The sequence below is a fragment of the Pseudoalteromonas sp. Z9A4 genome (genome assembly GCF_011378845.1).
Classification (GTDB): domain Bacteria; phylum Pseudomonadota; class Gammaproteobacteria; order Enterobacterales; family Alteromonadaceae; genus Pseudoalteromonas; species Pseudoalteromonas arctica.
In genome coordinates, this window is sequence record NZ_WTLA01000030.1 from 14,391 (window position 1) to 34,890 (window position 20,500).

17 protein-coding genes are annotated in these 20,500 nt (G+C 40.8%); 11 read left to right on the forward strand and 6 right to left on the reverse strand.

What is annotated here, in order from left to right:
• The first annotated feature begins 241 nt into the window (after window positions 1–241).
• Genes leuA through leuD form a run of 4 tightly spaced genes read left to right on the forward strand, consistent with a single transcriptional unit; the run spans window position 242 to window position 4,928 of the window.
• Entirely contained in the window at window positions 242–1,795 is a 1,554-nt protein-coding gene (gene leuA, locus GQR54_RS16955) for a 2-isopropylmalate synthase (protein ID WP_008171909.1), read from the forward strand.
• Complete coding sequence (leuB, locus tag GQR54_RS16960) at window positions 1,792–2,868, forward strand: 3-isopropylmalate dehydrogenase (protein ID WP_166379167.1); 1,077 nt, start codon at window positions 1,792–1,794, stop codon at window positions 2,866–2,868. Before leuA ends, leuB begins: the two co-directional genes overlap by 4 nt.
• Window positions 2,869–2,928: 60 nt before the next feature.
• Window positions 2,929–4,329, forward strand: a complete 1,401-nt coding sequence (leuC, locus tag GQR54_RS16965; RefSeq protein ID WP_166379169.1) for a 3-isopropylmalate dehydratase large subunit — start codon at window positions 2,929–2,931, stop codon at window positions 4,327–4,329.
• A complete protein-coding gene (gene leuD / locus GQR54_RS16970) occupies window positions 4,329–4,928 on the forward strand; it encodes a 3-isopropylmalate dehydratase small subunit (protein WP_010555450.1) in 600 nt (199 codons plus the stop codon). Before leuC ends, leuD begins: the two co-directional genes overlap by 1 nt.
• A 91-nt stretch (window positions 4,929–5,019) precedes the next feature.
• Here the strand turns inward: leuD and GQR54_RS16975 are convergent, their stop codons facing one another.
• Window positions 5,020–6,519, reverse strand: a complete 1,500-nt coding sequence (locus GQR54_RS16975; protein ID WP_007582201.1) for a DUF3360 family protein — start codon at window positions 6,517–6,519, stop codon at window positions 5,020–5,022.
• Window positions 6,520–6,937: 418 nt separating this feature from the next.
• On the opposite strand from GQR54_RS16975, the gene GQR54_RS16980 reads away from it, so the two are divergent.
• Window positions 6,938–7,924 carry a hypothetical protein gene (locus GQR54_RS16980; protein WP_166379171.1) on the forward strand — a complete coding sequence of 329 codons (987 nt, stop codon included), beginning with the start codon at window positions 6,938–6,940 and terminating at the stop codon, window positions 7,922–7,924.
• Window positions 7,925–8,012: 88 nt separating this feature from the next.
• Here GQR54_RS16980 and GQR54_RS16985 read toward each other — a convergent pair whose 3' ends face one another.
• Window positions 8,013–9,638, reverse strand: a complete 1,626-nt coding sequence (locus tag GQR54_RS16985) for an endonuclease (RefSeq protein ID WP_166379173.1) — start codon at window positions 9,636–9,638, stop codon at window positions 8,013–8,015.
• Window positions 9,639–9,941: 303 nt separating this feature from the next.
• Between GQR54_RS16985 and GQR54_RS16990 the strand changes: the two genes are divergently transcribed.
• From GQR54_RS16990 to GQR54_RS17005, 4 genes are all read left to right on the forward strand, one after another.
• The gene (locus tag GQR54_RS16990) at window positions 9,942–11,756 is read left to right on the forward strand and encodes an assimilatory sulfite reductase (NADPH) flavoprotein subunit (protein ID WP_121955326.1); all 1,815 of its coding nucleotides are present in this window, start codon (window positions 9,942–9,944) and stop codon (window positions 11,754–11,756) included.
• Between the two features lie 61 nt (window positions 11,757–11,817).
• Window positions 11,818–13,515: an assimilatory sulfite reductase (NADPH) hemoprotein subunit gene (gene cysI, locus GQR54_RS16995; RefSeq protein WP_166379175.1), complete on the forward strand. Its 1,698-nt coding sequence runs from the start codon at window positions 11,818–11,820 to the stop codon at window positions 13,513–13,515.
• Window positions 13,516–13,558: 43 nt separating this feature from the next.
• A complete protein-coding gene (locus tag GQR54_RS17000) occupies window positions 13,559–14,299 on the forward strand; it encodes a phosphoadenylyl-sulfate reductase (protein ID WP_007582191.1) in 741 nt (246 codons plus the stop codon).
• A gap of 144 nt (window positions 14,300–14,443) precedes the next feature.
• The gene (locus tag GQR54_RS17005) at window positions 14,444–14,992 is read left to right on the forward strand and encodes a DUF4124 domain-containing protein (RefSeq protein ID WP_166379177.1); all 549 of its coding nucleotides are present in this window, start codon (window positions 14,444–14,446) and stop codon (window positions 14,990–14,992) included.
• On the opposite strand, the gene GQR54_RS17010 is transcribed toward GQR54_RS17005, so the two are convergent.
• From GQR54_RS17010 to GQR54_RS17025, 4 genes are all read right to left on the reverse strand, one after another.
• Window positions 14,993–15,247: a hypothetical protein gene (locus GQR54_RS17010; protein WP_166379179.1), complete on the reverse strand. Its 255-nt coding sequence runs from the start codon at window positions 15,245–15,247 to the stop codon at window positions 14,993–14,995.
• Window positions 15,248–15,383: 136 nt separating this feature from the next.
• Window positions 15,384–18,128, reverse strand: a complete 2,745-nt coding sequence (gene acnA / locus GQR54_RS17015; RefSeq protein WP_166379181.1) for an aconitate hydratase AcnA — start codon at window positions 18,126–18,128, stop codon at window positions 15,384–15,386.
• Between the two features lie 202 nt (window positions 18,129–18,330).
• On the reverse strand, window positions 18,331–18,759 hold the full coding sequence (locus GQR54_RS17020) for a hypothetical protein (RefSeq protein ID WP_166379183.1): 429 nt from the start codon (window positions 18,757–18,759) through the stop codon (window positions 18,331–18,333).
• 101 nt (window positions 18,760–18,860) lie between these two features.
• On the reverse strand, window positions 18,861–19,244 hold the full coding sequence (locus tag GQR54_RS17025) for an RNA-binding S4 domain-containing protein (protein WP_010554787.1): 384 nt from the start codon (window positions 19,242–19,244) through the stop codon (window positions 18,861–18,863).
• Between the two features lie 245 nt (window positions 19,245–19,489).
• Here GQR54_RS17025 and GQR54_RS17030 point away from each other — a divergent pair, with 245 nt between their 5' ends.
• Window positions 19,490–19,777: a hypothetical protein gene (locus tag GQR54_RS17030; RefSeq protein ID WP_007582180.1), complete on the forward strand. Its 288-nt coding sequence runs from the start codon at window positions 19,490–19,492 to the stop codon at window positions 19,775–19,777.
• A 56-nt stretch (window positions 19,778–19,833) separates the two neighbouring features.
• Entirely contained in the window at window positions 19,834–20,499 is a 666-nt protein-coding gene (locus GQR54_RS17035) for a hypothetical protein (RefSeq protein ID WP_166379185.1), read from the forward strand.
• Window position 20,500: the final 1 nt, after the last annotated feature.

Genomic DNA, 20,500 nt, shown 5'->3' on the forward strand with positions numbered 1-20,500 from the left:
GCTTGCTTCCATCGCTTTGTAATGTTAAAAATAGGCTTCACTGAACACACACACAAGAAAACAAGATGCATATTATTCGTTTAATTACACTAAAACTTAACCTCTTACTGCTATGGTCAGTGAGCGGGGATTAGTGTGTTTGCATCGAGTTGAACACTAAAAACCCCGCAATTGCGGGGTTTTTTTTATCTCGCGGCTGGGATTAATTGAAATTTGGGTAACATAGGAATGAGGGGCAGTTATGCAAGAGCAAGATAAAGTATGGATTTTTGATACCACCTTACGTGATGGTGAGCAGGCACTCAAAGCGAGCCTTACTGAAGATGATAAAATTCAATTAGCACATACAATTAGCCGCTTGAATGTGGATGTGATGGAAGTGGGTTTTCCGGTTTCGAGCCCTGCTGATTTTCGCTCGGTGCAACGTATTGCAACCGAAGTAAAAGGCCCGATTATTTGTGGTTTGGCACGCTCAGTTGCTAAAGACATTGAAGCCTGTGGCGAAGCACTTCGCACAGCTCAGCAAAGCCGTATTCATACTTTTATTGCTACAAGCCCTTTGCACCTTGAACATAAATTACGTATGAGCTTAGACGATGCAACGGCAATGGCTGTTAAATCAATTAAATTGGCACGTAACTATACTGATGATGTTGAATTTTCGTGTGAAGATGCCGGTCGTACGCCGCATTGGGATTTATGTAAAATTGTTGAGCAGGCAATTAATGCCGGAGCTTCAACTATTAACTTGCCAGACACCGTTGGTTTTGTAACGCCAGACGAATACGCCGCGATGATCCGCCATTTAATGAATAACGTGCCAAATATTGATAAAGCGCGCTTAAGTGTGCATTGCCACAACGATTTAGGCCTAGCAGTAGCAAACTCGGTGGCTGCAGTGCAAGCCGGAGCACGTCAAATTGAGTGTACTATTAATGGCATTGGTGAGCGTGCTGGTAACTGCTCGCTTGAAGAAGTGGCGATGATCATGAAAATGCGCCACGACCACTTAAAAGTATATACCGATATTAAAAGTGAAGAAATTTACCGTGCATCTCGCCAAGTGGCTAAGATTTGTAATATGCCAGTACAACCAAATAAAGCGATTGTTGGCGAAAACGCCTTTGCACATAGTTCTGGCATTCACCAAGACGGTGTATTAAAAGCGCAAAATACTTATGAGATTATGTCGCCAGAAAGCGTGGGTGTGCCAAGCAACCAATTAAATATGACTTCGCGTTCGGGCCGTCATGTTATTGAGCATCGCTTAGAAGAGTTAGGCTATCAAAAATCTGATTACGATATGGATGGCTTATATAAAAGCTTTATCGAATTGGCTGACCAAAAAGGCACAGTATACGATTACGACCTTGAGGCGATGATTTACTTTAATCAAATTAACGACAAAGACGAAAAATACCAATTAGAATTTGTTAACTCAGCCTCTAACTCACAATCGGTAGCAAGTTCTACGATTGGAATGCGAATTGATGGCGAAGCTAAACAAGAAGCCGCGACAGGTAATGGTCCAGTAGAAGCCTCGTTTGCAGCTATTGAGCGCTTAACCGGTATGAGCGTTGAAATGATTGAATATAACTTAGAAGCGACAGGTCAAGGTGCAAGCTCATTAGGCCAAGTAAATATTATAGCTAAATACGATGGCCGACCTTACCACGGTGCGGGTATTGCAGCGGATGTGGTTGAAGCGTCGGTACGCGCCATGATCCGTGTTTATAACTTAATTTATCGTGCACAAAAAGTGTCTGATTTAAAACAACAAAGGAAAGCAGGATGAGTAAAACAAACTACAGCGTTGCGGTATTAGCTGGCGACGGTATTGGCCCAGAAGTCATGGCAGCAGCAGAGCAAGTACTTGATGCTGTAAGCAATAAGTTTGGTTTTACCCTAAACCGCGAGCATTATGCAATTGGCGGTGCAGCCATTGACGAATTTGGTAAAGCATTACCACAGAGCACGCTTACTGCGTGCGAAAACTCAGACGCTATTTTATTTGGTTCGGTAGGCGGTCCTAAATGGGAAAACTTACCACCAAACGAGCAGCCTGAGCGCGCATCGTTATTGCCGCTTCGTAAGCACTTTGGTTTGTTTTGTAATTTACGCCCTGCACAGTTATTACCTGCATTAAGTGCAGCGTCGCCACTTCGCGCTGATATCAGCGAAAAAGGTTTTGATATTTTATGTGTGCGCGAACTAACTGGCGGCATTTACTTTGGTGAAAAAGGCCGCAGTGGTGAAGGCGCAGAAGAGTTTGCATTTGATACGCAAACATACTCGCGTAAAGAAATTGAACGTATTGCACGCTTTGCTTTTGAAGCTGCAAAACTACGTAGTAACCATGTTACCTCTGTTGATAAAGCCAATGTATTAGCATCAAGCGTATTATGGCGCGAAGTAGTAACCGAAGTAAGCAAAGACTACCCAGAAGTAAGCTTAGATTACATTTACGTAGATAACGCCGCTATGCAGTTAGTTAAGCAGCCTAGCCAATTTGATGTATTACTTTGCGATAACTTATTTGGCGATATTTTGTCAGATGAGTGCGCCATGATCACAGGCTCAATGGGCTTATTACCATCGGCAAGCTTGAATCAATCGGGTTTTGGATTGTACGAGCCAGCAGGCGGTTCAGCACCAGATATTGCAGGTAAAGGCGTTGCAAACCCAATAGCACAAATTTTAAGTGCTGCATTAATGCTACGTTACTCGCTAGGACAAGACGAAGCTGCACGCACCATTGAAAAAGCAGTAGCAGAAGCCGTAGAAGCAGGCGTTGGCACACCAGATATATATCCAAATGCAGGTTACAGCACAAGCGATGTGGCTGCAGCCATCGTTTCACGCATTTAATAACATAGTAAAGTTGCAGCACCGTTATGCTGCAACTCAAACAGATTAGGGAATTAGCAAGTGGCCCAAACGTTATACGAAAAAATTTGGCAAGCACATACCGTTGCCAGCATAAATGAGCAAACCGACTTACTTTATATTGACCGCCATTTAGTGCATGAAGTTACTTCTCCGCAGGCTTTTGCAGGTCTACGTGAAAAAAACCGTACTGTACGTTGCCCAGAAAAAACTTTTGCAACGATGGATCACAACGTATCGACTAAGAGCCGATCACTTGATGCGGCAAGCGAAGTATCTAAAAACCAATTAATGGCGCTTGATAAAAACTGTAAAGAGTTTGGTATTGTACTTTACGATTTAAACTCGATTAACCAAGGCATTGTGCACGTAATGGGCCCAGAGCAAGGTATTACCTTGCCAGGCACAACCATTGTATGTGGCGATAGCCATACCTCTACACATGGTGCGTTTGGTGCATTAGCGCATGGTATTGGTACGTCTGAGGTTGAGCACGTATTAGCAACGCAAACGCTACAGCAAAAAAAGGCGAAATCGTTAAAAATTCAAATTAACGGTGTATTGCGTCCAACGGTTACGGCTAAAGATTTAATTATGGCGGTTATTGGCAAGTTAGGTACCGCTGGTGGCACAGGTTATGTAGCTGAGTTTTGTGGTGCAGGCATTGAAGCGCTTTCAATGGAAGCCCGTATGACGCTATGTAATATGAGCATAGAAATGGGTGCAAAAGCGGGTTTAATTGCATCTGACCAAATTACTTATGATTACTTAAAAGGTCGTCCGTTTGCACCAAAAGGCGCAGATTTTGATGCAGCCGTTGAATATTGGGAAACATTAAAAACAGATGAAGGCGCACACTTTGATTTAGTTGTTGAGCTAAATGCCGACGACATTCAGCCACAAATTACCTGGGGCACAAGCCCAGAGCAAGTAATTGGTGTTGATGAGTGCATACCCGATCCAGATAAAGAACCAGACTTAATTAAAGCCGATGCTATTCGCAGCGCGCTTAAATACATGGATTTAAAAGCGGGCGATAAATTATCAAGCGCGAAAGTAGACACGGTATTTATTGGCTCATGTACAAATAGCCGCATTGAAGACTTGCGCGCTGCTGCAAAAATTGTTGAAGGCAAACATGTTGTAGCCGGCATAGAGGCGTTAATTGTACCGGGCTCTGGCTTAGTTAAAAAACAAGCCGAAGACGAAGGCTTAGCCGATATTTTTAAAGCCGCTGGCTTTGAATGGCGCGAACCGGGTTGTTCTATGTGTTTAGCGATGAACGATGACCGCCTAGGAGCAGGCAAGCGTTGTGCATCTACTTCTAACCGTAACTTTGAGGGTCGCCAAGGTCGTGGCGGGCGTACCCATTTAGTTAGCCCTGCAATGGCGGCAGCCGCTGCAATACATGGTCACTTTGTTGATATTAGAGGAGAAGCCTAATGAGCGTATTTTTTAGTGGCTTAATGGCCCCACTTGATAAAAACAATGTAGATACTGACCAAATTATCCCTAAGCAGTTTTTAACATCAACTAGCCGCGAAGGCTTTGATGCGGCATTGTTTTATGATTGGCGTTACCTAGATAACGACGAGCCAAACCCTGACTTTATTTTAAATCGCCCGTGTTACCAAGGCGCGCAAATATTATTAACGCGCGACAACTTTGGTTGTGGCTCATCTCGTGAGCACGCGCCATGGGCGCTGAAGCAATATGGCTTTGAAGTTATTTTAGCTGAAAGCTTTGCAGATATTTTCTTTAATAACTGTGGTAACAACCAAATGTTAGCCATAGCGTTACCTGCCGACACGCTTGAGCAATTGTTTGTACTTAGCGAGCAGCACGACGATATTAACATTGAAATCGATCTTGAAAATCAAACACTAACAAGCAGTAAGTTTGCACCAATTAGTTTTGATATTAGTAAAGAGGTAAAAGAACGTTTGTTAAGTGGTTTAGACTTTATTGGTGTAACCGAAACACTAAACCCACAAATTGATGCGTTTGAAAAACAACTAGCTACTGAGCGTTCTTGGCAGTAATTTCTTAACCTGTAATTAAGAATCACGTATTAAAAAGCACGGCAATTGCCGTGCTTTTTTGTGGGTAAATATGAGATGTGGTAGCTAAGGCTTAATGCCTAAAGTCAGCCATTAACGCAGGTATACCGGGTAACATACCTACAATTGCCATTACAGTGGTAAGTAGCACAAACATGATAAGTGGAATCACCCAGCGGCTCATTTTAGTTAGCTCAGCGCTGCGCTCTTTACAGCCAATCAGCCCTAAGTTATCAAGTAACATAGTAAGTGACCAACCAAAAGCAGGATTAACCAAGGTCGAAGCAAACACCACAATAGCGGCTGATTGCGTCGTTTTACCTTCGCGCGTCATTTCCATGCCAGCTTCAAGTAGCGGGATAAACACCCCAACAATAAGCGCTACACACAATACAGGCTGCCAAATTGCTAAATCCATAGGGTAACCCCATAAACCAGCAATAATACAAAATAATGCAGTTAAAATAGCGCCAGCAGGGATAGGGCGTTTAGCAATAGCGGCAGGCACAATATAAGTACCCCAAGAGGAGGCAAAGTTAGCACCACCGGCAAGTGAGCCGAATGTTTGTCTAACCGATGCACTTAGCATGGTGTCGTCTATATTCATTTGTACTTTTTCAGTGCGTTGCGGATAGCTTATTTTTTGAAATACTTGATGGCCTAAAAAATCTGGCGACCACATAGCAACGGCGAGCACTGCAAATGGTAGTACAACAACAAAGCTTTCAAGTGTTGGTAAACCTAGCATCCAACCCGTGTTTTCGCCCCACCAGTAAGCTGGGTTCATATTTGGTAAACCCGGTGCAGTATGAAACTCAAACGGTGCACCTAAGGCAAAGGCAACCACGCCACCAATAAGGCAGCTTAACGGCACGGCTAACCAACGTTTTTTAAAGTGCTCTAACAGTGCATATAGTAAAATAGTGGCTAAAATAACAATAAACGCAATGTGTGCCATATCAATGGCTTCAGCCCAAGCAAACAGCTTTTTAACTTGCGAAATAGTACCAATGAAGCCTAAATAAATAAGTAGCCCGCCACATACACCTTTACTGGTTAGGCGCGCGAGCATACTTCCTCCCTTGGTTATGGCTAAAATAAAACCAAAGGCACCAATGAGTAAGCCAAACGCCATAGGATGGCCGCCAGCAGCAACAACAATAGGAATTAACGGAATAAGCGGGCCGTGAGTACCAGCCAAGTTGGCTGTAGGTAAAATAAAGCCTGAGAATAAGATGATAAAAATAGAAACAATGAGTAATTCGTAGCGCACATTTTCTAAAACAAAGGCATCGCTTAATCCAAGAGGCGCCGCAAAGGTTGCTGCAATAGCCCCCACCATAACGACTTTACCAATAGTGCCCGCCATTGCAGGTATAGTGTCTTCAAATTCAAATCGGTAATCTCTAAACGGTAAATTAGGACGCCAGCGCTTAGGCTGCATAATTTGTAATTCATGTTCGAGGTACTCGTCGCGAGTATTAAACTCTGAACTCGGCTTGTGAAGTTGCTCGTAGCTTTGAGCATCCTTGTGCGTGTTTGATGGTGCATCACCGGGTGGTGTAGTTTGCATGCGTTCTCCTGCAACATTGTTGCTTAATCAAATAAATACGGCTTTTGTTAAAGCAAATGAATATTGAACATGCAGGGTAAATCAGCTTTTAGGCTGGGATGTATAGGCAAAAGGTCGTGCATGGTTGTTTTTAATACAGTTAATCTGACAGTCAGCTTTACGTTAAAAATTATAAAATTACACAAAATTATTTAAAGTTATTACAAATCAATGGTTTGTTTTTTATTTCAAGGAGTTTGATCACTGTTTATAGCGGGAAGTAGTGTTAATGGCAGGTTATTATCCTTTAGTCTTAGTGGCTGTAAAAGCCGCTTTGTTTGAAAAGCTTATTGGTAGCAGCCGTTAATTTCGTTTTATTTGTGGTGAAATAATACTTCTGTTACTTTCGGATTGTTAATAACAACAATAAAGAATAGAGATGCAACTCAACTCCCCTAAATCAATTGGTATTTTACTTGGTACGCTTTACGGCATATTTATGCTGCTGTTTGTAGAGCTAGTCAATGCTTACAATTTAGGTAGCTTAGTCTCTATATCATTTATGTTTTTAGTGCCTGTTGCTATTGGCTATATTCGTATTCACTTTGAGTACAACGAATCAAAAACATTAACTAAAAGGCAAATGATCACGATTGCTTGGCAGCCTATTTTTGTTTTTTTATTTGTAAGTGTAATTACTTTGCTTGAAGGGAGCATTTGTGTGGCAATGGCTTTGCCTGCTTTTATGTTTTTTGCCAGCATTGGTGGGTTACTTGCGGGCTTTGTTAGAAAACGTAAAATAAAAAAAGCGAATAGTTCTTTATTATCAATCGCGTTGTTACCTATATTGCTCTCACCTATTGAAGTTAACTTTTTACATTTATCAAAAACATACGAAGTAACAAATTCAATAGCTATTAACGCGCCCATCAATGTTGTGTGGCAGCAGTTAGCTAATGTGAGTGACATAAAACCACAGGAAGTGCCTTTTTCACTCACTCAATTAATTGGTGTACCAAAGCCATTAAAGGCAAGTATGAATGCTAGCGGTATAGGCGCTGTTCGCACAAGTACTTGGCAAAAAGGCGTTGTGTTTGAAGAAGTAATAACCGACTGGCAGCCAAACAAAAAAATGCATTATAGATTTGATATAGACCCAGATGCTATCCCCGATGACGCACTCGATAAACACGTAAAACTAGGCGGTGAATACTTTTCACCTCTTTACGGTGGATATGAGTTAAGTGAAGATAAAAGCGGCAATACGATTTTAACGTTAAAAACGACCGTGCAAGATAATACAAATTTTGGTATTTATTCGCGAATATGGGGTGAGGTGATATTTCAAGATTTTCATCATTCACTTTTAACGTTGATGAAAAACAGAGCTGAAAAATCACTTATCGCAGCTGTTTCTTATAATTAGCTTAAACCATTGTGACTATAAAAAAATATTACACGCTAAAAGTTAAAGCCTTTGCATTTGCAAAGGCTTTTGTTTTAACTGCTAACTTTTACCAGATCATTTCTACAAATTCAGGGTGGTCGATATACGGGTTACGATTACCTTGAAATTCAAACGCTGCTTGGTTACGGTCAAGTTCCATTTGGCTTACAGGATCGCTGTTATGCCAGTTAAGCAGCATGGCTACAACCCAGCTTTCAAACACTTGGTTGCTTGAACCATTAAGTACAGCATTACTTGAGGTCGTTTTTGTTTGCCAAGTGCCTATTACATTTTCGTAGCGCGTTGCCATATAAAAATAAGCGCGAGCAAAGTCACCTTTAAATTCGTCAATTGGCTCAAATACAGTACCTGAGTAATTTAATGAACTTGCGGCAGAACCTAATTTACTTCCGTTAGTTGATGTAAATGAAGCGCTTGCTACTTCACCAAATGGGAAGTTACTACGTTTTGAGTTTACATAACCGTCGGTTGCGTAAATATGATGCACATCTGAGTTCATTGGCTCAATAGTGCCGCCAAACCAGCTTTTAGGAAATGAATGCTCACGGTTGTAACAACCGCCTTCTCCACTATAGTTACCACATTGATCGCTCACCGCAGCATAATTGTAGCTGTCAGAGCCGTTTGGTTTTTCGCTATACATATCTAAAATGCTGTTATCGTTTTCAAAGTATTTATCACGTGCAGATGAGTCGTAAAAATTCCAAATAGCCGAGTAACCCTGTGCATTATGATCTTTAATAATATTATAAAGCTCAGTTTTTAGTGCATAACCCGATAACCCTTGAGCAGTAACATAGTAGCCAGTGGGTGTTGGGGTGGTCCCGCCGCCATCACCAGAGCCACTACCTAAAGTAAATGCTGTGCTGTCGGTGCTATTAAAACTTGCACCGCTAGCAAGTGTGGTAGAGCCTTGCTTAAGCGCATAACTGCCATTACCTGTTGAACAACACATGCCATCGCCGTAGCTGTCGTTAATAACAAGTGTGTAAGTTCCATCAGTTAGGCATATTTGCTCATCATACTGAGTGTTTGATGCGTAACCACTGCCGTTAGCAACAGCGCTACCTTGATTGTTATTAACGGCCCAGCTAGTTTCGCTACCGTAATTATCGGTACTAAGCGTTAAGATGAGGCTATTGTCAGTACAGCTTGTTGATGCGCTGCCATCAGCGTTTGGTAAAAAGTTATCTACGTATACGGTTTCGCTGCCATCAAATCCACTTACATCGTAAAACCTAAGGCCAACACTAATTGTTTTATTACTGCTTGCTGTATAGCTATGGCTAACTGTTTGCCATTGGTTAGTTTGTGCTTGATTTGAATAGCCTTGATAACCATCTACATACAAGCGAGCTTTAATTTTACCTTCGGTGTGGTAAACATCAGCCGAAAAGTTATAGGTTTTACCTGCTTCTACAGCAACCTGTTGTAGTAAATCAGTGTTACTTTGCGATCCTGTTGTTACATTTGCAGCAGCAGAGCTACTACCGCTTTTAACTGTACTGGTTGAGCGCGTTAAAGCAATTCCGCTATCTATCGTAGTCCATGCATCAGGTGTATTACCTGACCATTGTTCAAAGCCGCCATTAGCTACATTGGCCATTACAGGTAATGAGCCAAGTAACAATGCGGTACTAAGTAGTTTATTTTTATATTTCCCGTGTAACATAGTTGTTCCTATTTTTATTTTGAATGAGGAATATACCCTACATTAGTTAGGTTACAAAATTGTTAATTTAAAGTGCTGTAAAAGGCAATAATCGTCCTTTAATCTGTTTTTGAAGGTATTTTTATAAATTAATAACTAAATGGAATATCAAAGCAGATTCTATTCTTTTTTTATCTATGCAGAGCCCGTTATCCTACATACTTAGAAAACCTCAACAGATACGCTCTGGATGAGGTAAAACTCATTTTTAACAATACACAAAGTGTGTTGTGTTTAATTTTCAGGGTTATGGGGAATCGATTCATGTTGTTAGGTCAACTAAATGCTGCGGCAAGCCCGCTATCGCAAGATCAAGTACAAAAGCTGCAAGGTTTAGTGGCTGAACTTAATCCAATTCAACAAGCGTGGGTAAGTGGTTACTTAGCTGCAAATGCTAATTCGGCTGCGTTAGGTGCTTCTACGGCAGGCGTACCGGCTGCGGGTGATGCAGCAGCGCTAACTATTTTATATGGTTCGCAAACAGGTAACGCAAAAGGTGTAGCTACCAAAATGAAAGAGCAGGCTGAGTCGCGAGGCTTAGCAGTTAAGCTTGTTAGCATGTCAGATTACAAACCAACAGCCCTGAAAAAAGAAAAGTTTTTAACTATCGTTGTATCTACTTACGGCGAAGGTGAGCCACCTGAAGACGCAGAAACACTTCACGAATTTTTAGCCACTAAAAAAGCGCCAAAACTAGACGATGTAAAAATAGCGGTTATTGGCTTAGGTGATTCTAGCTATGAGTTTTTCTGCCAAACAGCAAAAGATTTTGAAGAGCGTTTAAATAAACTCGGTGCGCAAACCATATATCAACGTGCTGATTTAGATGTAGATTACGAAGATGAAGCTGCAACATGGATTGCCGGTGCAGTTGATGCATTCGAACCTGATTTAAAAGCGCAGCAAGAAGCCGCTGGTGGTCAAGTTGTATCAATGCCATTTGGCGCACCAATGACCGCTTCAAGCCAATATACAAAACAAAATCCATTTGAAGCAGAGCTATTAACAGTTCAAAAAATTACCGGTCGCGACTCTACTAAAGATGTACGCCACGTTGAAATTTCGCTTGAAGGTTCAGACATTACTTACACACCTGGTGATTCATTAGGTGTGTACTTTTTAAATGATGATGTATTAGTTGATGAAGTACTTACACTTACTCAAATAGATGCAACAAGCATTGTAAAAGTAGGTGATGAAGAGCTAAGCGTACGCGGCGCACTTATTGAAAAACTAGAGCTGACTCAGTCATACCCTGGTTTTGTAGAAAAATACGCAATAGCAACTGGTACGCCTGAATTATTAAAGCTTGTAGAAGATAAAGCCGCAATGCGTGCGTATATTGAACCTCGCCAAATATTTGATGTAATTCGCCAAAACCCTGCAAAAATTGATGCACAAAAATTAGTAGACTGCCTACGTAAACTACAAGCTCGTTTGTACTCAATTGCATCTAGCCAAGCTGAGGTTGAAGACGAAGTACATTTAACACTAGGTCTAGTGCAGTTTGATGCATTTGATAGCGAGCATTTAGGTGGTTGTACTGGTTACTTAACTCGTCGTGCAGAAGAAGGTTGTAAAGTTAAAGTATTTAGCGAACACAACGACAATTTCCGTCTACCCACTAACGATGATACACCTGTGATTATGGTTGGTCCTGGTACGGGTATTGCGCCGTTCCGTGCATTTTTACAAGAGCGTGATTCGCGTGAAGCACAAGGCAAAAACTGGTTGTTTTTTGGTAATCCACATTTCACTCAAGACTTTTTATACCAAGTAGAAATACAGGGTTATTTAAAATCGGGTTTACTTAACAAAGTAGATGTTGCATTTAGTCGCGATCAAGCAGAAAAAGTATACGTACAAGATAAGTTACGCAGTAACAGTAAAGACGTGTTTGAATGGCTAGAAGCTGGCGCTCACTTTTATATTTGTGGCGATGCAAATCGCATGGCAAAAGATGTACACAACGCCTTGCTTGATATTGTTAAAGAAAACACAGGCAAGAGCAATGAAGACGCAGAGCAATATTTAAAAGATTTGCGTAGCGCAAACCGCTATCAGAAAGACGTGTATTAATCACGTTTCTTATTTTATTTAACAGCTAGCAGCCGTCACTGTAACAAATTTAGGATTTAAAATGAGCGAACAAGATAAAAACGTAAAACTTTCTGATAACGAACGTTTGAAAAGAGAAAGTAACTTTTTACGTGGCACCATAGAAAAAGATTTAACAGACGAAATTACTGGTGGCTTTACAGCCGATAACTTTCAGTTAATACGTTTTCACGGTATGTACCAACAAGATGACCGCGATATACGTGGTGAGCGCGCTAAGCAAAAGCTAGAGCCGCTACATAATGTAATGTTACGTGCACGTATGCCTGGCGGTATTATTAAGCCAGAGCAGTGGTTAGCAATCGACAAGTTTGCAGATGACAAAACAAGCTACGGCAGCATTCGTTTAACAACGCGTCAAACGTTTCAGTTTCATGGAGTGTTAAAGCCAAATATTAAAGGCATGCACCAAATGCTTGATAGCGTAGATATAGACTCTATTGCTACAGCGGGTGACGTTAACCGTAATGTGCTTTGTACTACTAATCCCGTTGAGTCTGAGCTACATCAAGAAGCTTACGACTGGGCTGCAAAAATTTCTGAACATTTATTACCAAAAACGAAAGCGTATGCCGAAATTTGGTTAAATGGCGAAAAAGCAGAAACCACAGAAGAGCCAATTTTAGGATCTAATTACTTACCGCGTAAGTTTAAAACCACGGTGACTATTCCACCTAACAACGAAGTTGATGTACACGCTAACGATTTAAACTTTGTGGCAATTGCTGATAACGGCAAACTTGTTGGTTTTAACGTATTAGTGGGCGGTGGCCTTGCGATGACGCACGGCGATACAGCAACTTATCCGCGTAAGGCTGATGACTTTGGCTTTATTACGCTAGAAGATACCTTAAAAATTGCAGAGCATGTTGTATCTGTGCAGCGCGATTGGGGTAATCGTTCAAACCGTAAAAATGCAAAAACTAAATACACATTAGACCGTGTAGGTGTTGATGTATTTAAAGCAGAAGTTGAAAAGCGCTCAGGCGTTACATTTGCACCAAGTCGCCCGTTTGAGTTTACTCACCGTGGCGACCGCATTGGTTGGGTTGAAGGCATTGATGGTAAGCACCACTTAACGCTATTTATTCAAAGTGGTCGTATTTTAGACTATCCAGGCAAGCCGCTTAAAACAGGTTGTCGTAAAATTGCAGAAGTTCACCAAGGTGACATGCGTATGACGGCAAACCAAAACTTAATTATTGCTGGCGTACCTGCAGATCAAAAAGCCGTGATTGAAGAAATTGCTCGTAGCCATGGTCTGATTGACGACACAGATTCGCAGCAGCGTAAAAATTCTATGGCGTGTGTTTCACTGCCAACGTGCCCACTTGCAATGGCCGAAGCAGAGCGTTACTTACCAAGCCTAGTAGAAAAAACTGAAGCATTACTTGCTAAGCACGGTATACCCGATGACAGCATTATTATGCGCGTTGTAGGTTGCCCGAACGGCTGTGGCCGCGCAATGCTTGCAGAAGCAGGTTTAGTAGGTAAAGGCCCAGGTAAGTACAACGTTTACTTAGGTGGTAATTTAGAAGGCACACGTATTCCTAAATTGTACCTTGAGAACGTAGGCGAAGACGTTTACCTAGAAGCATTCGATAAGCTAATTGGCCAATGGGCAAGCGAGCGCAATGACGGTGAGTGTTTTGGTGACTTTGTTATACGCAAAGGCATTGTTGCTGAAGTAAAAGTATCAGTAACCGATTTTCACGCTTAATTAAATACCAGCGCTTTGGCGCTGGTGAGGTTTGGAATTTACCATGAGTGAATTTAAAAACATTTTACAGCTAGATAAACAAAGCCAAACGGCTATGTTAGCTGATGCTAATGGTTTACTAGCGAATATGAGCGCAGAACAGCGTGTTGCATGGGCGCTTGATAACTTGCCTAATACGGCTTTTTTATCATCTAGCTTTGGTATTCAAGCGGCAGTAATGCTGCATTTAATGACCTCACAACGTCCAGATATTCCCGTTGTATTAACCGATACAGGCTATTTGTTTCCTGAAACGTATCAGTTTATTGAGCAAATGAGTGAGCGTTTATCACTTAACTTAAAGGTGTATAGAGCGCCGCTTAGCCCAGCATGGCAAGAGGCTAAATTTGGTAAACTATGGGAGAAAGGCGAAGACGGCATTAAGCAATATAATCAGCTTAATAAAGTAGAGCCGATGACCCGCGCGTTAAAAGAAATAGAAGCGGGCACGTGGTTTAGTGGTCTGCGTCGCGATCAATCATCTACACGTGCTGATAAACAGTTTGTAGAAATTAGCCGTGGTACCGTTAAAGTGTACCCGATTATTGAATGGTCTAACCGCGACGTGTATCAGTATCTTACCAAGCACGATTTACCTTACCACCCATTATGGGAGCAAGGTTATGTGTCTATGGGAGACGTACATACAACACGTAAGTTAGAACCAGGAATGACAGAGGAAGAAACTCGCTTTTTTGGTTTAAACCGAGAATGCGGACTACACATGGATGGTGACGGTATTTAACGCGACTACGGTGTAGTTAAATGCAAATAAAAACGCAGCTTCGGCTGCGTTTTTATTTTCTTTTATTAGGGTACAAAAAATTGCCAAATTAAGTATTTTTTATTAGACTCAAGGCAATAAAGGATTAATTAAAGCAGGAACGCTATGAAATACTTTACCTACTTAGCTATATCAATCATGGCTATTGCAGTTATCTCTTTGTTTTATTTAAAAAAGCCCGATGGTCAAACATGGCTTTCTGCATCATCAATTAGCAATGAATCTCAGCAAATTAAAGAAAAAATGGTTGCGCTATCTAGCAATACTTTGGACCAAGCAGTGCAGGGCGTTAAGCAAGCTGGCGATAAAATTGCGAGCAGTATTTCTGATGAACCAATGCCTGAAAGTACTACCTCAAGCAGCAAAATTTTTAAGTGGCAAGACGAAACAGGCCAATGGCACTTTTCTGATACACCTAACCCGCATGCAAAAAGTATTGAAGTAAAACTCGATCCTAAAGATATTACTGTTATTGCAGCAGAAGACACGTCTATTTTAAATACCTCTCCAAGTACAAATACAATGTCGGCTGCACCAGAGGGGATCAGTATTTTGAACCCAGACTCTGTTAAAAAGCTATTTAATGATGCCGAAAATGTAAAAGACAAACTAGAAAAACGTAATAAAGAAATTAATAATTTAAGTGCACTCTAATTATTTAGAGTGCGTGCTTTTATGGTTTTTTAAATAACGTTTTTCGGCTTCCATCAATAATACGGTTAAATATATTTTAGTGGGAAGCGACAGCAGTACACCTACAGCAATGCATGCCGCGGCTATAATTATTCCTTTAATACCATGATTAACAGTGAAGTAACTCGACACAATTAAAGTGTGGCCAGTCACAATAAGGTACAACCCAAGCACTATTGATGTTTTAAGCAGCCTAATTATCATCGTTTGCGACATAGTTACCTCACTAATAGTCGCTATAGTGTAGGCACGCTTTAAATGCTTAGCATTGATTTAAGACAACAAACAGCACACATAAAAAGCCCAGCTTATTACTAAACTGGGCTTTTAAATGTATTAACTACTGTCTTTGTTAGTCGAGCATATTACGCAGTACATATTGTAAAATACCGCCGTGTTTGTAGTAATCCCACTCTTTAGGGGTATCAATACGTACATCAGCACTCAAGGTTACTTTTTTACCTTCGGCATTTGTAGCAATAACGGTTACTTCATCGGTTTTATCGTACAGGCCATCAATATCAAATTGTTCTTGCCCTGTTAACCCATGTGACTCGTAGCTTTCACCTTCTTTAAATTGCAGCGGTAATACACCCATACCAATTAAGTTAGAGCGATGAATTCGCTCATAGCTTTGTGCTACAACCGCTTTAACGCCTAGTAAAAGTGAGCCTTTGGCCGCCCAGTCACGAGATGAACCCGTACCGTATTCCTTACCCGCTAAAATAATGAGTGGCGTATTATTTTTTTGATACTCCATTGCTGCATCATAAATACTCTCTAGCGTATCGCCAGGCTGAGTACGTGTTACGCCGCCTTCAGTACCTGGTGCTAGTAAGTTTTTAAGACGAACATTAGCAAACGTGCCACGCATCATTACTTCGTGATTACCACGGCGTGAACCGTACGAGTTAAACTGCGCTTTATCTACGCCATTTTCTTGCAAGTATAAACCTGCTGGTGCATCTGCTTTAATAGCGCCCGCAGGAGAAATATGGTCAGTGGTTACTGAATCCCCAAGCTTAGCTAAACAACGTGCACCTTCGATAGTAGGAATGCCCGGTGGTTCTACTTTCATACCATCAAAAAATGGTGCTTTTTTAATGTAGGTAGATGCGTCATCCCAATCGTAAAGTTTGCCATCTGGTATTTTAATTTGCTGCCAACGGCTATCGCCTTCGTAAACGTTAGCGTAGCTTTTTTCGAACATTTCTTTAGTTACTGTTTCTTTAACTAGGTCACTTACTTCTTTAACGCTTGGCCAAATGTTTTTAAGGTAAATATCGTTACCGTTAGCATCTTGAGCAAGGGGTTCGTTGTATACGTCAATATCGGTTCTACCTGCAATGGCATAAGCTACAACAAGCGGAGGGGAGGCTAAAAAGTTCATTTTAACATCTTGGTGAATACGCCCCTCAAAGTTACGGTTACCCGATAAAATAGAGCTCACTACTAATTTATGTTTTTGAATTGCGTCTGATATTTCAGTTGCAAGCGGCCCTGAGTTGCCAATACAGGTAGTACAGCCATAGCCTACTAAGTTAAAGCCTAAACTTTCTAGGTCATCCATCAGGCCTGCTTTTTCTAGGTAGTCGGTAACTACTTTAGAGCCTGGTGCAAGTGATGTTTTAACCCAAGGTTTTACATTAATACCTAACTGTTTTGCTTTTTTGGCAACCAAACCAGCAGCTAAAATAACACTTGGGTTAGAGGTGTTGGTACAGCTAGTAATTGCAGCAATAACACAAGCACCATCGTTTAGTTCAAACTCTTGCCCTTTAAATTTAACCTTGGCGGCGCCCATAAACTGCGCTTCGTTGACTGGTTCATCTGGATTTGTTGTTGGCCCTTCGCCTTCAATACGAGCTTGTTCTTCGTCGCTATTATCACGACGAGCCATACGTTCATCTTGAAAGTTTTTTAAATGCTGGCTAATCACTTCACCAGCCTTGTCTAGGGAAATTCTATCTTGTGGTCGTTTAGGGCCTGCAAGGCTTGGTACAACATCACCTAGTTTAAGCTCGAGTGTATCGGTATAGCTAGCTTCGTCACCATCGTTACGCCATAAACCTTGGTGTTTTGCGTAATCCTCAATTACCTTTAGGTGACTTTCGTCGCGGTTTGTTAAGCGAAGGTAGTTAATGGTTTCATCATCAATTGGGAAAATACCACACGTAGCGCCGTATTCTGGTGCCATATTCGCTATGGTTGCTCTATCGGCAAGTGGTAAGTCGGCAAGGCCATCACCATAAAACTCTACAAATTTACCCACTACACCATGGTTACGCAGTATTTCGGTTACCGTTAACACTAAATCTGTAGCGGTAGTACCTTCAGGTAAGCGGCCGCTTAGCTTCATACCGACTACTTGTGGAATGAGTAAGCTAATTGGCTGACCAAGCATGGCTGCTTCGGCTTCAATACCGCCTACACCCCAACCAAGTACACCTAAGCCATTAATCATGGTGGTGTGAGAGTCAGTCCCTACAAGCGTATCTGGGTAAGCGAATTTTTTGCCGTCGCGCTCTTCATTAAAAACAACGCGCGCTAAGTATTCTAGGTTTACTTGGTGGACAATACCGGTTGCTGGTGGCACTACTTTTAAATTATCAAAAGCGGTTTGTCCCCAACGTAAAAATTCGTAACGTTCTTTATTTCGGTCGTATTCAAGTTTTGCATTTAAATCAAATGCACCATCATTTCCGTAGCCATCTACTTGTACCGAATGGTCAATAACAAGTTCAGCAGGTGATAACGGGTTTATTTTTGCAGGATCTCCACCTAGTTTTTCCATTGCGTCACGCATCGCGGCTAAATCTACAATAGCGGGTACACCGGTAAAATCTTGCATAACAACACGGGCGGGAGTAAAGGCAACTTCAGATGCAGGCTTTGCTTGAGGATCCCAATTAAGAAGGGCTTGAATGTCTTGTTCTTTTATATTTGCGCCATCTTCGTTACGAAGAAGGTTTTCAAGTAATACTTTTAAGGAAAAGGGCAGTCGTTTCGCTTTGTCGCCAAGTCCTTTTAGAGAATGAATATGATATTGCTCACCATTTATTGTGAGCTGATGTTGGGTATCGAAACTATTATTCATTATTTGCCCCTTTATGAATTAGAAAAATATTTTGAAGAGTGACCTCTGTAGTGTTCGAGTTGCAAAGTACATACCAGTGTAAAAAATCGTGTTTAGAGAACGAATTTTATACAGTTAATATAGTAGAGATGATGCTGAAAAGTTTAATTTCAAGAGATGATTTGAAAGAGGTAGGGTCAAAAGTTATTTCGACCCTTATTAATTACTGTAACCAACTTTGTTGCTTACCTTTAATACTCAAACAAAGTAAAGCGATGGCAATAACGATTACAAAAATAGGCATAAATACAGCACTTGCGCCAAGTAGCTCAATACTGTTTATGACCACAAAATTATAATATTGCTGAATTAAAATAGCGCCGAGCGATAGCGCAAAAGTAGGTGTTGCCAGCGCGTTTTTAGCAAGTAAAAACAGACAACCAAAAGTGCTTCCAAATACAGCTATAGCAAATGCAATGGTTGACCAAATAGGAACGTTAGAGTAGGCAGCTTGTTGATCTAGTGGAAGTTTACTTATCATTTCGGGTGTCATCATCATGTGCATAGCAAATGCAATAACGCCAAGTAAGTTCCATACGAGTGCCGCCCATACAACGGACTTAAACCAATTTTTAGGTGTTTTGACAGACATTTTATAACCTTGTTTTTATTATTATTAACTAGGTTATTAAAGAGTAAAAAGGCCAACTATACAAGTTGACCTTTTTATATAAAAAGAGGGCTTTTAAATGCTTAACCAAATGAAATAGGACGACGACCTGTTTTATCATCTACTTTTGGTTTTTTAGTTCGCTTACGCTTACTTTTAGCTGGCTGATTTGTTGGTTGTGGTGCAGCTTGCTTTGACTCTGCTTGAGTTTGTACCGCAGGTTTTTCTGCAGGGGTTGCGTCTTCACTTAGCGCAAGTTTAAAAAATTCGCCATCAAATTCTAATACATCGCCACTGTATAATTTTTTCCGCTTTATTGTACAAATTTCATGGTTAACACCCACATAGCCTTCGGTAATTAGGTTTTTAGCTTGGCCGCCACCTTCAACTAAGTTTAGTACTTTTAATAATTTACAGAGCTCAATCGGCTCTTCTTCTAATTCTATTTCTATGTATTCTTCGTTCATATTTGCTCTCGGTGGGGTAACGCACAAGCTGTAGTATAAAGGCTTGCAGCTACTTTTGCACCAAAGCAAGTGACTTTCGCTAATTGTAATACGTAAATAGCTATGAAATTTTTTATGTATTTTATCTGTCTTTAAAAAAACTGAAGCAATTGAAGAGTAACCTTTGCAGCAGTTAATTTTACGTATGGCCTGCTAATTGCTAAAACTTTGGCGGATTAAATAGTTTTCATTAAATGGAGTAGGAAATGGGCGTAAGATTGGCAATGAAAAAAGAGCTAATGGGATTAGACAATTCAGGTATGTTAACTGCTGACGATGTTAGAGAGCACCTTGCTAATTCTGTAAAAAAGCAAGCTGATCAAGATGAGCGCGGTTTTTCTGTAATTTCAAAATTCAATGATACCCATAGCCGTTTAGTTAGTGGTGATGCCACGAGAAAAACAAAACTTGAATTTGAACGTCATCGTTTATTTAAAGAAGTTTTATATACTCGCAAAAGTGTTGATGCTTGGTTAGATAGCCAAACAAATTAAATTGCGATAAATAGTTACCTTTAATAGACTACAATTGTAATCAAAAAGGGGTAACTATGAAAAGTGGAATTTTAATATGTGTGTTGGCATTACTATTAGCTGCGTGCCAACAACCTACCGTGTATGTATTTAGTGAAAACTTGCAAGATGAACAGAGCAATCAGCTCGATGCTGCGCTAAAAGCACAATCGCTCCCTTATGAATATGTAGAGCTGGCAATCCCACCTGATTTTGGTGAAGCTACATTACTCTTATCAAGTGACAAAATTTACCCAAAAGAGACTGAGCAGTTAGCTACTATTATGCAGGGGCTAGGTTACGAGCCACAAGTTAACTATGCAACGCGTTCAAATCATTTTTATGGTGATGGCAATATAGGCTTTTATCTAAAAAATGCAGTGGCGGGTACAACCTTTATTATGCCTAAAAAGTTACGAACAACTCAATGCAGTGAAGACAAGTACAATGATTTACTCGTCACATTTACAGATAAATATGCTGACTTTAGCTTACCCAGTGGCGCTGTTGTAAGGTTAGGTTGGGAGTTTTTATACGGTTACGTTGTCATTTATTATAAAACCTATTCGCAAACATACAGTTACTCACAACCACTTATAAATACGCCCTTTGGCGCCAAACCATCCGATACTTACAGGTTTACAGCTCACGTTAATAACCCCAGCTGGCTTGATTGCTCACTACAAATTATTTATATGGACTGAA

Coding starts and splice junctions, on each gene's coding strand:
- leuA (WP_008171909.1), top strand. CDS start 242: ATGCAAGAGCAAGATAAAGTATGGATTTTTGATACCACCTTACGTGAT.
- GQR54_RS17020 (WP_166379183.1), bottom strand. CDS start 18,759: ATGTCTGTCAAAACACCTAAAAATTGGTTTAAGTCCGTTGTATGGGCG.
- GQR54_RS17025 (WP_010554787.1), bottom strand. CDS start 19,244: ATGAACGAAGAATACATAGAAATAGAATTAGAAGAAGAGCCGATTGAG.
- GQR54_RS17035 (WP_166379185.1), top strand. CDS start 19,834: ATGAAAAGTGGAATTTTAATATGTGTGTTGGCATTACTATTAGCTGCG.
- acnA (WP_166379181.1), bottom strand. CDS start 18,128: ATGAATAATAGTTTCGATACCCAACATCAGCTCACAATAAATGGTGAG.
- cysI (WP_166379175.1), top strand. CDS start 11,818: ATGAGCGAACAAGATAAAAACGTAAAACTTTCTGATAACGAACGTTTG.
- GQR54_RS17010 (WP_166379179.1), bottom strand. CDS start 15,247: ATGTCGCAAACGATGATAATTAGGCTGCTTAAAACATCAATAGTGCTT.
- GQR54_RS16975 (WP_007582201.1), bottom strand. CDS start 6,519: ATGCAAACTACACCACCCGGTGATGCACCATCAAACACGCACAAGGAT.
- GQR54_RS17005 (WP_166379177.1), top strand. CDS start 14,444: ATGAAATACTTTACCTACTTAGCTATATCAATCATGGCTATTGCAGTT.
- GQR54_RS17000 (WP_007582191.1), top strand. CDS start 13,559: ATGAGTGAATTTAAAAACATTTTACAGCTAGATAAACAAAGCCAAACG.
- GQR54_RS16990 (WP_121955326.1), top strand. CDS start 9,942: ATGTTGTTAGGTCAACTAAATGCTGCGGCAAGCCCGCTATCGCAAGAT.
- leuB (WP_166379167.1), top strand. CDS start 1,792: ATGAGTAAAACAAACTACAGCGTTGCGGTATTAGCTGGCGACGGTATT.
- GQR54_RS16980 (WP_166379171.1), top strand. CDS start 6,938: ATGCAACTCAACTCCCCTAAATCAATTGGTATTTTACTTGGTACGCTT.
- leuD (WP_010555450.1), top strand. CDS start 4,329: ATGAGCGTATTTTTTAGTGGCTTAATGGCCCCACTTGATAAAAACAAT.
- GQR54_RS16985 (WP_166379173.1), bottom strand. CDS start 9,638: ATGTTACACGGGAAATATAAAAATAAACTACTTAGTACCGCATTGTTA.
- GQR54_RS17030 (WP_007582180.1), top strand. CDS start 19,490: ATGGGCGTAAGATTGGCAATGAAAAAAGAGCTAATGGGATTAGACAAT.